This is a genomic window from Methanobrevibacter sp. UBA412 (genome assembly GCA_002495685.1).
Classification (GTDB): Archaea; Methanobacteriota; Methanobacteria; order Methanobacteriales; family Methanobacteriaceae; genus Methanobrevibacter_A; species Methanobrevibacter_A acididurans.
On the sequence record DAGJ01000016.1, the window covers coordinates 1 to 14,557 of the forward strand.

The following is a 14,557-nucleotide window of genomic DNA, read 5'->3' on the forward strand; positions in this document are numbered from 1 at the left end:
AACTAAGTTTTTGACAGAGCCAAAAGTTCAAAAGTCAATTAAAAATTGAATAGATTTAAAAAAATAAAAAAAGTAAAAAAATTAAATTTAACCTTTAACTAAAACTTTTAATTCACCAGTTACAATATCAACTATTAAACCATGAACAATAATTCCATCAGCAATTAAAGGATGTTCTTTAATTTTTTTCACTGTTTCAATAACATTGATTTCTTCATCTTCAATAGACCCAATCCATTTACTTAAATCAACTTTATTGATTTCTTCTTCAGGTACACCTTTTTCAATCATTGAAGATTTAATCTTATCCACATTAGCATTTTTCATACCACAATTAGTATGTCCAATAACCATAACTTCTTCACAACCTAAAGAGTAAACAGCTGCTGCAACAGATCTTATAACATCTTCACCAACAATAGTATTACCTGCATTTCTAATAATTTTTGCATCCTCTCTATCAATACCTAAAGCAGGTTCTAAAAAATTAGTTAGACGAGTATCCATACAAGTTACAATACATAGATTCATTTTAGGCAAATGACCTAATTCTTCACCTTCAAAATTTTCTACAAAATTTTGATTATTTTCTAATACTTTATCAATTATCATATTATATACCTCAAAAATTTAATTAATGAAATATAAAAATTAATTAATAATTTCCACGAGCCATAGCAGTAGAACCAGTTCTAGCAATCTTTTTAATACCATGAGATTTAAGTAAATTAATTAAAGCATTAATTTTACCAACATCACCAGTTACTTCTATAATTAAACTATTATCACAAATATCAATAACTTTAGCTCTGAAAATATTTACATACTGCATAATTTCTAATTTAGATTTTTCATCCTCAGATTTAACTTTAATCAAACATAATTCTCTAGAAACAGAATGATTATGTTCTAAATCTTTAACTTTTACAACATCAACAAGTTTATTTAATTGTTTAATTACTTGTTCCAAAACTTTATAATCCCCTTTAACAATTATAACCATACGAGAAAGATTAGGAACTTCAGAACGACCTACAGTGATACTTTCAATATTGAAACCTCTTCTTGTAAATAAACTTGAAACTTTTTGTAAAACACCCGGTTTATCTTCAACTAATGTACTAATTATATGAAATTGATTACTATCATCATAATCATTCATTTAATCACCACCATTATTACAAACATCACATTCATGCTTAAATTCACCAAGAATATCATCAACAGCAGCACCAGGAGGAACCATTGGTAAAAATTCATCTTTTTTAATAACAATATCTAAAACAATAGATTCATTATCTTTAATTGCTTTACTTACAGCTTTACCTGTTTCTTCAGTATCAGTTATTCTTTGACCAGCAACACCATAACTTTCTGCTAACTTAACAAAGTCAGGAGTATTACCCATATCAGTTTCAGATAAACGTTGATCATACAAAAGATTTTGCCATTGATAAACCATTCCCAATTTACGATTATTTAGTATTGCAACTATAACTGGAATATCATACTCTTTAATAGTAGCTAATTCCTGATTAACCATTAAAAATCCCCCATCACCAACAATGGAAAGTACAGGATTATCTGGCATTGCAACTTTAGCACCAATAGCAGCAGGAAAACCGAAACCCATAGTCCCCAAACCACCAGAAGTAATAAATGTTCTAGGTTTAGTTGAATCATAAAAATGTGCAGCCCACATTTGATTTAAACCAACATCAGCAGTAAGTATAGTATCTGGTGTAACAGAAGCATTAATCTCTTTAAAAATTTCTTGAGGCATTAAAGGAGTACTATTATAAGATACTCTAGGAATGAAAGAATTTTTACATTCTAATATATTATTAAACCAATTCATAGAATCATTATTAGATTTAAATCCAGATAATTCATCTACAATAGAACCTAAAATATTTTTAGCATCACCAACAATTGGAACATCAACATCAACATTTTTACCTATTTCAGCAGGATCAATATCTATATGAATAACTTTAGTATTAGGTATAAATTCATCTAATTTTCCAGTGGTCCTATCAGAAAATCTACACCCAACTGCAATTAAAAGATCACTTTTATTAACAGACAAATTAGATACTTCTCTACCATGCATACCTAACATTCCAAGACAATTATCTTGATCCTCAGGAATAGCACTTTTACCCATTAAAGTAGTCATAACAGGCGCATTAATTAAATTAGATAAAATATCAAGCTCATGAGAAGCTCCAGAAATTATTACCCCACCACCTGCTAAAATCATAGGTTTTTTAGACATTTTAATTAATTCTGCAGCCTTTTTAACTTGTTTGATATTACCCTTAATTGTTGGATTATAACCTGGAGTTGAAATCAAATCATCAACATATTCAGTAATTTCACCTTCTTGAACATTCTTAGGAACATCAATTAAAATTGGTCCAGGTCTACCAGTACTAGCAATTTCAAAACTAGATTTAATAATAGAAGGTATTTCATTAGCAGATTTAGCTTGATAACTATGTTTAGTTACAGGCATTGTAATACCAACAATATCAGCCTCCTGAAAAGCATCATTACCAATTAAATGAACTGGAACTTGACCAGTAATAGCAATAAGTGGAGTTGAATCCATAAACGCATCAGCAATTCCAGTAACTAAATTAGTAGCCCCAGGTCCAGAAGTAGCAACACAAACTCCAACTTTCCCTGAAGCTCTAGCATAACCTTCTGCAGCATGAACAGCACCTTGTTCATGTCTAACTAAAATATGTTTTAAATCAGAATCATATAACATATCATAAAATGGTATAGTTTGACCACCAGGATACCCAAAAATGGTATCTACTCCTTGTTCCTTCAAAGATTTTATTATGGCTTCTCCGCCTTTCAATTTTATAGCACCTACTTAACTTTCTCTTATTATAAATTATTAATATAAAATTAATTATAATATGTTAATATTGTATTTCAATATTAATATAAATATATTATAAAAAAGTTTTTTAATTAAAAAAATACATAAAAAGAAATATAATTTATTTAAATTTATATACATAATACGAAAAAAAATAATGGAGATTAAAAGAAGATGAAGGTCTTAGTTGTCGGAACTGGAGCAAGAGAACACGCCATTTGTAATGCATTGAAAAATGATGTTGAATTATATGCATATACAGGAAAAATAAATCCTGGAATTTCAAAAATTGCAAATTTTAAACAAGGTTCTGAAGAAGAAATAGAAAAAGTAGCTAAATATGCTAGCGAAAACGGAATAGAAATAGCTGTTATCGGACCAGAAAGTCCATTAGGGAAAGGAATTGTAAATGAACTTGAAAAAAATGGAATTAAATGTGTAGGTCCTAAAAAAGAAGCTGCAAGAATTGAAACTGATAAATCATTCATGCGAAATTTATTTGAAAAATATGAAATTCCTGGTTCATTAACTTATAAAGTATTCGACAACTATGAAGATATTAGTAAGTTTTTAGACAGTTTTGATAAAGATGCCGTAGTTAAACCAGTAGGATTAACTGGAGGTAAAGGAGTAAAAATTGTAGGTGAACATTTAAAAAATAATGATGAAGCAAAAGCTTATGCAAAGGAAGTTATGGACAATGCAATGGGCGGATTTGCTCAAGTTATTATTGAAGAAAGATTAATTGGTGAAGAGTTTACAATACAAGCATTTTGTGATGGAAAACACCTAGCACCAATGCCTGCTGCACAAGATCATCCTCAAGCTCTTGAAGGAGATAAAGGAGATATTACTGGAGGTATGGGTTCATATTCTGATAAAGGAGGATTACTACCATTTTTATCAAAAGAAAATTATGATATTGCAGTAAACATTATGCAACAAACCATTGAAGCAATTGCTAAAGAAACAGAACCATATAAAGGAATTTTATATGGGCAATTCATGTTATGTGCCGATGGACCTAGATTAATAGAGTATAACGCTAGATTCGGAGATCCCGAAGCTATGAATGTTCTTCCATTATTAAAAACTAAAATGATAGATGTATGTAAAGACATTATTAATAATAATTTAAATAAAGTTGAATTTGAAGATAAAGCTAGTGTTTGTAAATATATTGTTCCAGATGGGTACCCAAATACAAAATATAATAATACTAAGATAGATATTAATGAAGAAAAAATTCATGAAATCGGTGCAAATGTATTCTATGCAGCAGTTAATCAAAAAGATGATGGAATCTATTTATCTGGTTCAAGAGCTTTAGGAGTAGTGGCTCAAGGTGAATCAATTTCTGAAGCAGAAAAAAAAGCTGAAAAAGCTTGTGAATTTATAAATGGAAATGTTTATCATAGAAAAGATGTAGGTACAGATACTCTTATTAACAAAAGAGTAAAACATATGCATCAAATTTTAGGAATATAAAAAGTTAATAAGATATTCCTACTCTCCTATTTTTTTTAAAATATTTTATTTTAAACGAAAGTTTTAATTATTAAAAAAATGAAATAGTATAACTTATTATAAAAACATGATAATTTTTTTAACAAATTTATACTAATTAATTAAAAACTTTATTTTGAAAATTATTTTTTTAAACGGGGAAATTTTAAATGAAAAATTTATTATCAATAAAAGATATTGAAAACGAAGTTGTAGACATTTTAAATTTAGCTATTGATTTTAAAGCAGGAAACATAGAGGATAAACCATTAAAAGGGAAATCATTAGCTATGATTTTTCAAAAATCATCTACACGTACTAGAGTGTCTTTTGAAGTTGGTATGTACCAATTAGGAGGACAAGCATTATTCCTTTCTAATAATGATATCCAAATGGGTAGAGGAGAACCTATTGCAGATACAGCTAAAGTTATTAGTAGATATGTAGATGGAATAATGATTAGAGCTATTAATCATAAAGATGTTGTTGAGTTTTCACAAGAAGCCACTGTTCCAATTATTAATGGATTAACTGATATAGAACATCCTTGTCAAGCATTAGCAGATATGTTAACTGTCAAAGAACATTTAGGAAATTTTGATGGAAAATTTGTTTATGTTGGTGATGGGAATAATGTTTGTAATTCATTACTTTTAATTTGTGCTTGTTTAGGAATGGATATTACAGTTGCTTGCCCAATTGGATACCAACCAAATGAAGAAATTATTGAAGAATCATTGAAAATAGCGGATAATTATGGATCTGAAATTAATATAACCTCTGATGTCAAAAATGCTGTAAAAGGTGCAGATGTTATATACACTGATGTTTGGATTAGTATGGGTGATGAGGAAGAAACAGAAAAAAGATTACATGACTTCGCAAATTACCAAGTCAACTCAGAACTCATGGAATTAGCTAATGATAATGCAATATTTATGCATTGTTTACCGGCTATTCGTGGAAGAGAAGTAACAAGTGATGTTATAGACGGACCCCAATCTGTTGTTATAGATGAAGCTGAAAACAGATTACATGCCCAAAAAGCAGTAATGTATTATTTTTTAAAATAAAATAAAATCTTTAAATTCCCCCTTTTTTCACCTAAACAAATAACTTAAAAAAAAAATCTAATTTTAAACTAAAAATAAGTATAAATTAGAAAAAATTCTTATTCTAAATTTTAATTTTTAATCAAACAATTTTATTTGAAAAAAATCGATAAATTAATAAAAAAAATAAAATAAAATAATAATAATAAAAAAATAGGAATAAAATAAATAAAAAAACTTGGTGGAAAAATGTATCAAAAAATTTTATTACCAACCGATGGTTCAAAAAACGCTAATAAAGAAATAGAAACCGCATTAAACATAATCGACAAAGAAAAAGGAGAATTAATACTATTATCTGTTGCAAGTAATATAATAACACTCCAATTATCAAATGAAGACGATATAAGTAATTTAAACACCCTTCTTTCTAAAAATGCTGAAGAAAATGTAGCAAACATGAAAGAAAAAATTAATGCAAATGTAAAAATAAGTACAAAAGTAGTCACAGGATCCCCTGCAAAATCTATAATAGAAGTAGCTAAAGAAGAAAATGTGGACTTAATTGTTATTGCAAGTTCAGGAAAAAGCGGATTAGATAAATTATTCTTAGGTAGCGTAGCAGAAAATGTAGTTAAAAATGCAAAAAACGATGTATTACTAATCCATAAATTATAAACAAAATAATTATTTATAGTAATATTTATAAAAGGAAAATATGATAAATACTTACTTAATAAAAAATATTAAAGACTTGATAAAATGAATGTTACTTTTATAAATCCACCTCATTACAAATCTAAATACAAATTCATTGGAGTTATAGCTCCACCTCTCGGTATAGGTTACATGGCAGCAATGCTTGAAAGAAATAACATACCAGTGGATATTTTAGATGCATCCGCATTAGATTTAACATACCAAGAAATAGAACAAGAATTATTAGAAAGAAAACCCGATTTAGTTGCATTAACTGCACTTACACCAACAATAGGAACAGCATTAGAAACTGCTGCAGTAGTGAAAAAAATATTACCTAACACAATTGTAGCTATCGGTGGTTATCACCCTACTTTCACTTACAACGAAATTATAGAAAACCCAAATATAGATATTGTAATTCGAGGAGAAGGAGAAAACACTATAGTAGAATTAGCACAAGCACTTGAAAACAATACTGACTTATCAAACATTGATGGGCTTGTATTTAAAGACAAAAATGATTGTGAAAAAACTATAGTGACCAATGACAGAGAAGTTATCCAAGATTTAGATACATTACCATACCCTGCACTACATTTAATGCCTATGGACAAATATCGTATGTTAGATGTTACAACCCATATGACAACAATGATAACAACAAGAGGATGTCCAAATCAATGCTCATTCTGTTCATCAGCAGCCATGCATGGAAGAAGAATAAGAAGCAGAAGTACAAAAAATATTGTAGATGAAATAGAATATTTAAAAAACAACTATGACATCGACACAATAGCATTCCTCGATGATACTTTCACACTAAACAAACGTAAAGTAAAAGAAATATGTAACGAAATAATGGCTAGAAATTTAAACATTATGTGGGGTTGTACCGCACGTGTTGATAATTTAGATGAAGAATTATTAGACATAATGAAAGAATCTGGATGTATAACCATATTTTTAGGTGTTGAATCTGCAGATCAACAATCATTAGATGAAATGCATAAAGGTACTACAATAGAAAAAATACAACATGCATTTAAAATATCCCGAGAAAAGGATATTAGAACAATAGCTTCTGTAGCAATGGGAATGCCTGGAGACACTAAAGAAAGTATTAATAAAACTATAAAATTTGTTCATGACTTAAAACCTAATTATGCAATTTTTAGTTTAGCTACCCCATACCCAGGGACAAGATTTTATAAAGAAGCATTCGAGAAAAATTTAATCAAAGTTAAAGATTGGTCTAAGTATACTTTAATCTCCCCAATATTAGAAACAGTAGATTGCTCAATGAAAGATTTAAGAAGATTACAAACTATGGCTTTCATAAAATTTTATTTAAGACCCGGTTACATTATTAGTCAAGTCAGACAAGATGGAATGGCCCTTTTAAAAGCAATAGGTGGAGTAATTAAAACAGCAATAAAACCAAACAACGATTCTTATATGAAAGACTATGAAGAAAATGCAAGTGAAAAACCAACAAAATAAAATATAAAATCTAATAAATAAAAAAAAAAAATTAATAATTTAAACCAAAAAATTTAAATTATTAAAAAACCTATTTTTTACATCATTTCAGGAGCAGGTACTCCTAATAAATCTAAAGCATTTTTAAGAGTTATTTGGGATTTTTTAACAATGTTTAATCTAACCCCTTCAAATTCAGACCCTAATACTTGTTCAGATTTATAAAATTTATTAAAAGCACTAGATAAATCTTGACAATATTGAGCAATAGGATGCACATGTCTTGAAGAAGCAGAATTCTCAATAACTTCAGGGAACTTAGCTAAATTCCTAATTAAATCTTTCTCTACATCATCAGGTGACCAATTATCTTCAATTGAAAGTTCCTTATCACCAGCTTTTTTAAGTAATTTACAAGCTCTAGCATGAGCATATTGAATAGAAGCACAACCTCTTTCAAAACTTAAAGCTTCATCCCATTTAAAAGTAATAGGTTTTTCTGGAGATAATCTTGCAATATAAAATCTAATAGCTCCAATACCAATTTCTTCAGAAATATTATTTAACTCTTCATCAGATAAATCAGGACGTCTTTCATCTAACTCTTTTCTAGCTCTTGAAACAGCTTCATCAATTAAATCATCCACAGAAACAAAAATACCCTTTCTTGTAGACATTGAACCATCAGGTAAATTAATAAATTCATAGAATACAACTTCAAGCTCATCACTGTTTGGTTCAACAACTTCTAAAATTTCTAATGCAAGACTAACCTGTTTAAATGCTAATTTATGATCAGCACCAAGAACATCAAGAACAATATCCCCTTGTTGACATTTATGGATATGATAAGCAATATCTCTAGTTGAATATAATGAAGTTCCATTAGCTCTTCTAAGAACTAACTCTTTATCTATATCCCATTCAGTTAAATCAAGGTATAAAACATCACTTTTTCTAGCATAACCTATTTCATATAGTTCATCTGTAATTTTATCAACAGTACCATCTCGTACAAATTGACCTTCCCAAACAAAATCATCATGAATTATATTCATTCTAGATAATGTTTCTTTAACCCCATTAATACATTGAGAAACAACATTTTCAAAAATTTTATTAAGTTCGGCATCGTCACCTTTCTCGTATTTTTGAATCAAATCATCAACATTAGAAGTTAATTCCTTATTTTCATTAAGTTTTTGATTAGCTTTGAAATATAATTGACCAATCTTATGATCAATTTTATCTCCTTCTTGATCTTCTATTTTTAAACCTAATTCAGTAATCCCAAATACAATAATAGCTATTTGTCTACCCATATCATTAACATAATATTGAGTTTCGACATCTCGACCAGATTTTTTAAGTACTCTACTTAAAGAATCCCCAATTATAGAATTTCTAATATGTCCCACATGTAATGGGCCATTAGGATTAGCTGAAGTATGTTCTAAAACAATTTTCTCATCTTTATTTGGAAGTTGACCATAATTTTTTTTAATAGATTTTAATAATTCTTTAGAAAAAATATCATAATTAATAAAAAAGTTTAAATAAGGTCCTTTAGCCTCTACTTTATCAAATATTTTTGGAAATTCAATTTCCTTAACTAAATCTTGAGCAATTAAATTTGGAGACTTTTTTAATATTTTAGCTAATGAAAATGTTAATGTAGTAGCTAAATCTCCTAATTCTGGATTAGGAGGGAATTCTAATTTAATTTCATTATCTGGAATATCATATCCCTTTTTATCAAGCAAATTTTTTAATGATTTAAAAGCTTCATCTTTTACTGCAATATTCATCGTATACACCAAATTAATATATAAAATATAATTTTAATTATTGAATTTTTATAAAAAAATAAAAAAAGTGTGTAAAAGGGAGGAAAAAACTCCCTACAAATAGTCTATAAATTATTTCATTTTAATTAACTAGCTATATTAAAATTCTAGAATTAATATCATAATCCTTTTAAAGCAATCGTAATATAACCAATTTTTGGGATAATTAAAGGTTGATCACCAATAGTTACAACCCTCTCTTTTATTCGGGCAGACGTTACCCAGTAAGGGTCTGGAACTTTATTATTATCACCTTTTATCTCATAATACGTAGTCCCATTTATTTCAGTAATATTTATTACCCTGTGAATTACAGGACTTGAAAACCAACTAGCATCATAAACAACTATATCTCCAACTTGGACACTATCTGGATCAAATTCTTGGATACCGAGTAAATCAGTTTTTTGAACTACTACAATATCTCCCCTATAAAAAACAGGTTCCATACTACCAGAAACAACTACGTTCAAGTGTTGAGCAACCATTAATCCAATAATAATGATTACCACATATGCTAGTATTTCTTTTTTATTCGACAATTTAACACCTTATATTTTTGTTATATTTATTATAATATATTAAATTAAGGATTTAAAAAAAAATTAAAAATATAATTATAATAAATTATCTCATTATAGCTCCTTTATCTGCTGAGGTTACATTTTTTCTATAGATATCTAACCAACCTTTAACTTCTTTTTTAGGCAATTCAACATCTTTAGATCTTTGTTTAAATTCTTCTTCAGATAATTCAGCATTTAAAGTTCTATTATTAATATCTATATCAATTATATCTCCATCTTTTAATAATCCAATAGGCCCATCATCCATTGCTTCAGGTGAAACATGACCAATACAAGGTCCTCTTGTACCTCCAGAAAATCTTCCATCAGTTATTAAACCTACATTATTAAGTCCCATTCCTACAATTGCACTAGTTGGATTAAGCATTTCTCTCATTCCAGGACCACCAATAGGGCCTTCACATCTGATTATAAGGATATCCCCATCATTAACTTTATGCCCAAATATTGCTTCAACAACTTCTTCTTCACTATTATAAACTTTTGCAGGACCTTTAATATGCATTAAATCCTCAGGAACAGCACCAGATTTCACAATAGATCCATTAGGAGCAATATTTCCTTTAAGAATTGCTAAACCACCAACACCATGAACTGGATTATCCATAGGATGAATAACTTCTTCATTTTTAACTACAACATCTTTTATATTCTCACCAACAGTTGTACCTAAACAAGTTAAACAATCTTTATTAATTTTAGGTTCAATATCTTTTAAAACAGCTTGTACCCCTCCAGCATTATGAAGATCTAATATAGTATCTTCTCCTGCAGGAGATAAAAGAGCAATATGGGGAACTTTTTGACTGATTTCATCAAATAAACTCAAAGTTACATCTACACCTTTATCTGAAAATTCATTAGCAATTGCAGGAATATGAAGAGCAGTATTACTTGAACCACCTAAAGCCATATCTAAAGCAATAGCATTTTCAAAGGCTTTTTGAGTCATGATTTTTGAAGGAATTAAATCTTCCTCAACCATTTCAACTATTCTTTTACCAGTAGCTTTAGCTAACTCTTTTTTATTAGGGTCTAAAGCAAGAGTAGTTCCACAAGTAGGAAGACTCATACCTAAAGTTTCAGTTAAACAAGCCATAGAATTTGCAGTAAATAATCCAGAACAACTTCCTGCTCCAGGACATGCAACTCTTTCAAGTTCATCTAATTCTTCTTCAGTGATTTTACCGGAAGATAATTCACCAACAGCTTCATAAATAGTAATTAAATCAGCATTTTTACCTTTAAATTTTCCAGGCACCATTGCTCCACCAGTTAAAGCTATTGTAGGAATATCTAATCTTCCAGCAGCCATTAACATTCCAGGAACGACTTTATCACAACTTGGCATTAAAACTAGTCCATCAAAACTATGTCCTTTAACCATACTTTCTACTGTAGCAGCGACTATTTCTCTAGAAGGTAAAGAATATTTCATTCCCTCATGATTCATAGCTATACCATCACATATTGCCATAGTGTTAAATTCAAATGGTATTCCTCCAGCTGCACGTATACCTTCCTTAACATATTCAACTAAATCTCTTAAATGAATATGTCCAGGAACTACATCTGTAAAACTATTTGCTATACCAATAAAAGGTTTTTTAAAATCTTCATCATTAATACCACATGCTCTGAATAATGATCTATGAGGTGCTCTTTGAACACCCTTTTTTACTTTATCGCTTCTCATAATAAATCACTTTAATTAAAATAATTTTTAAAATTTATTTTTATAATAATTAATTTAAATTTTATAAGATTTATATTATTTTATAAAAAATATAATTTAGATAATTTATAAAAAAAGAATAAAAAAAAGATAATATCAAAAAAAGAATAAAAAAATAATTAATTTAATAGATTTTAATTAGATTTAATCATTGTTAAAATCATTTTATATGGTTCATTAACTGCTTGTAAAGCATGAGGTATGTTAGCAGGCATTATAATCATTTGACCTTTTGAAACATTATTTGATTTTCCATCAATAGTTATTTCTGCTTCACCATCAATTATTTGTACCATTGCATCAAAAGGAGCACTATGTTCACTTAAACCTTGTCCTTTATCAAATGCGAATAGTGTTACTGTTCCAAGCTCTTTTTTAATTACTTCCATACTTACTACAGAATCTTTTTGGTAATCAATTAAGTTTTCTATATTAATTGGTTTTGCTTTTAAATCTTCCATTTAATTCACTCCTCTGATTAATTTTAAAATATTAAATTTTAACCCATGATCTTTTTTATATCTTCTTTTGGATCGCCTATTGGAGTTAAATTAAATGTATCAACTAATACTTTAACTATTTCATCATTAGCCCATGCTGGTAAAATTGGACCTATTAACATGTCTTTTTTACCTAAATAGAATAAACTCCATAAAATAGCTGCAGCTTTTTGTTCCATCCAACTTAATACAATAGTGAGAGGTAAATCATTTAATTCAACATTAAATAAGTCACATAATGCTAATGCCACGTCAACAGCTGCAATTGCATCATTACATTGACCCATATCTAATAATCTTGGAATTCCTTCAATATCACCTAATTCTAAATCATTAAATCTATATTTTCCACAACCTAATGTTAAAATTATTGTGTCTTCAGGTAAATTTTCTACAAATTCACGATAATATTTATTCTTAGAGAATGGTGAATCACATCCACCTACTAAAAAGAATCTTTTAATTTTTCCTGCTTCAACTAATTCTTTAATTTTTGGAGCTAAAGATAATATTGTAGATACTCCAAATCCGGTTGATAAAGTAGTTAATTTTTCAGGTTCTAAATCGCCTAATTCTTTTGCTTTTTCAATTAATGGAGTGAAATCATAATTTTCTATTACTGGTACTTCAGGCAATTTTGTAACACCCATTGTAAAGAATCTATCTTTATAATCATCTTTTGGTAGTAAAACACAATTAGATGTAGCTAATATTGCAACATTATATTTTGAAAATATTTTCTTTTGATCATACCATGGACCTCCAAGTTGTCCTTTTAAGTGTTCATATTTTCTTAATCCCGGGTATCCATGAGCTGGTATCATTTCACTATGAGTATATATATTAATACCTGTTCCTTCTGTTTGTTTTAGTAATTCTTCTAAAGCTCTTAAATCATGACCTGTAACTAATATTCCAGGACCTGGTTGAGCTCCTACTTTTACTTCTGCAGGTTCTGGTTCACCATAATGGTCTATGTGAGCTTGTTTAAGTAATTTCATTACTTTTATATTAGCTTCTCCAGCTTTTAATCCCATATTTATTAAATCACCTGCATCAAAATTCACATTTGTTAATGTAGTGTATAATCCTTCTGTTAAAAATTCATCAACATCTTGATCTTTAGCACCTAACTCATTTGCATGGTAATTGTAGGCACTAATACCTTTTAATGCAAAAATAAGATTATCTTGTAATCTAGCAACAGTTGGTGTTTTTCCACAAGCTCCGCGTATAGTACATCCAGTTCCACCCATAGTTTGGGAACATTGATAACAAAACATATCTAATGGTTCATTTGTCATAATTTTTTCCTCCATGAAAAATATTTTTACATATTTTATGCTTAAATCATAATATAACCATAATACATATAAAGATAGTGTAACTTATTAAGGGTAAAAAGTATAATAAGGTATATTATAAAAAAATTTTACTAAAATAAGGGTAATAAAATTGAAAGATAAAACCATCCATTCATTACAAAAACTAGGGTTAAGCATGTACGAAGCTAAAGTATATCAAAGTTTAAATAGGATGATAACCGGAACTCCCCACGAAATAAGCATAGATTCACAAGTTCCTAGATCAAAAGTTTATGACGTGCTAAAAAGATTATACAACAAAGGTTACTTAGATTTAGAAAAAGGAAGACCTTTAAAATATACAGCTATCCCACCAAAAGATATATTCAAAAAAGAAAAAGATAAATTAATCGAAGAATTAAACGAAACAGAAAATAATTTAAACGACACATATGAAAACCAAATTTCACAAGTCCAAGCACCAATGTGGTTAATCAGAAATCAGGAAAAAATAATAAAAAAAGAAATAGAAATAATATCACGATCAAAAAGAACATTAAACATGAGAATAGGTTTTTTATTTGAAAATGAAAAAGAACCATTAGACAATATTTTAAAAAAAATGTCTAAAAACATTAAAATAAATATTTTAGCATCCCCATATTGTTATGTAAATAATAAAAAAACAGACATCATATCAAGTTTAGAAAATCCATACATAAATATTTACAAAGCTAATATACCCTTTGTAAAAATGATAATTAGAGATGGTGAAGAAATGATGCATATATATTCTAAATTTTCTAAAGAAAAGAAAAGTGTTATACCTGATACTTCAATTTGTGTATGGAATCAATACCCAGACATATCTAAAAATTATGATGACAGGTTCTATGAACAAATTAATAAAAAAATATAACTTATAAAAAAATATTATAATTTATATGAA

General features: G+C 28.4%; 13 protein-coding genes. 5 read left to right on the top strand and 8 right to left on the bottom strand.

The window, feature by feature from the left end; translation table 11 throughout:
- Positions 1-87: 87 nt before the first annotated feature.
- Genes BP997_RS04400 through BP997_RS04410 form a run of 3 tightly spaced genes read right to left on the bottom strand, consistent with a single transcriptional unit; the run spans position 88 to position 2,872 of the window.
- Positions 88-612: a beta-class carbonic anhydrase gene (locus BP997_RS04400; RefSeq protein ID WP_409198330.1), complete on the bottom strand. Its 525-nt coding sequence runs from the start codon at positions 610-612 to the stop codon at positions 88-90.
- A gap of 43 nt (positions 613-655) precedes the next feature.
- Positions 656-1,162, bottom strand: a complete 507-nt coding sequence (gene ilvN / locus BP997_RS04405) for an acetolactate synthase small subunit (protein ID WP_409198329.1) — start codon at positions 1,160-1,162, stop codon at positions 656-658.
- Positions 1,163-2,872, bottom strand: coding sequence for an acetolactate synthase large subunit (locus BP997_RS04410; protein ID WP_409198328.1), 1,710 nt, complete (start codon positions 2,870-2,872; stop codon positions 1,163-1,165).
- A gap of 198 nt (positions 2,873-3,070) precedes the next feature.
- Between BP997_RS04410 and purD the strand changes: the two genes are divergently transcribed.
- From purD to BP997_RS04430, 4 genes are all read left to right on the top strand, one after another.
- Complete coding sequence (gene purD, locus BP997_RS04415) at positions 3,071-4,384, top strand: phosphoribosylamine--glycine ligase (protein WP_409198327.1); 1,314 nt, start codon at positions 3,071-3,073, stop codon at positions 4,382-4,384.
- A gap of 188 nt (positions 4,385-4,572) precedes the next feature.
- On the top strand, positions 4,573-5,475 hold the full coding sequence (argF, locus tag BP997_RS04420; RefSeq protein ID WP_409198326.1) for an ornithine carbamoyltransferase: 903 nt from the start codon (positions 4,573-4,575) through the stop codon (positions 5,473-5,475).
- 228 nt (positions 5,476-5,703) lie between these two features.
- Positions 5,704-6,132: a universal stress protein gene (locus tag BP997_RS04425; protein WP_413825482.1), complete on the top strand. Its 429-nt coding sequence runs from the start codon at positions 5,704-5,706 to the stop codon at positions 6,130-6,132.
- Between the two features lie 84 nt (positions 6,133-6,216).
- On the top strand, positions 6,217-7,656 hold the full coding sequence (locus BP997_RS04430) for a B12-binding domain-containing radical SAM protein (RefSeq protein WP_413825479.1): 1,440 nt from the start codon (positions 6,217-6,219) through the stop codon (positions 7,654-7,656).
- A 77-nt stretch (positions 7,657-7,733) separates the two neighbouring features.
- Here the strand turns inward: BP997_RS04430 and argS are convergent, their stop codons facing one another.
- The 5 genes from argS to hcp form a co-directional block, all read right to left on the bottom strand.
- Positions 7,734-9,443: an arginine--tRNA ligase gene (argS, locus tag BP997_RS04435; protein ID WP_409198323.1), complete on the bottom strand. Its 1,710-nt coding sequence runs from the start codon at positions 9,441-9,443 to the stop codon at positions 7,734-7,736.
- A gap of 158 nt (positions 9,444-9,601) precedes the next feature.
- On the bottom strand, positions 9,602-10,024 hold the full coding sequence (locus BP997_RS04440) for a signal peptidase I (protein WP_413825476.1): 423 nt from the start codon (positions 10,022-10,024) through the stop codon (positions 9,602-9,604).
- A gap of 85 nt (positions 10,025-10,109) precedes the next feature.
- Positions 10,110-11,765, bottom strand: a complete 1,656-nt coding sequence (gene ilvD, locus BP997_RS04445) for a dihydroxy-acid dehydratase (RefSeq protein ID WP_413825474.1) — start codon at positions 11,763-11,765, stop codon at positions 10,110-10,112.
- Between the two features lie 173 nt (positions 11,766-11,938).
- Positions 11,939-12,265 (bottom strand): cupin domain-containing protein, encoded by a 327-nt coding sequence (locus tag BP997_RS04450; RefSeq protein WP_409198320.1) that lies wholly within the window; start codon positions 12,263-12,265, stop codon positions 11,939-11,941.
- A 38-nt stretch (positions 12,266-12,303) separates the two neighbouring features.
- Entirely contained in the window at positions 12,304-13,608 is a 1,305-nt protein-coding gene (gene hcp / locus BP997_RS04455; protein WP_409198319.1) for a hydroxylamine reductase, read from the bottom strand.
- Between the two features lie 151 nt (positions 13,609-13,759).
- Here hcp and BP997_RS04460 point away from each other — a divergent pair, with 151 nt between their 5' ends.
- Positions 13,760-14,527 carry a TrmB family transcriptional regulator gene (locus tag BP997_RS04460; protein WP_409198318.1) on the top strand — a complete coding sequence of 256 codons (768 nt, stop codon included), beginning with the start codon at positions 13,760-13,762 and terminating at the stop codon, positions 14,525-14,527.
- Positions 14,528-14,557 lie beyond the last annotated feature (30 nt).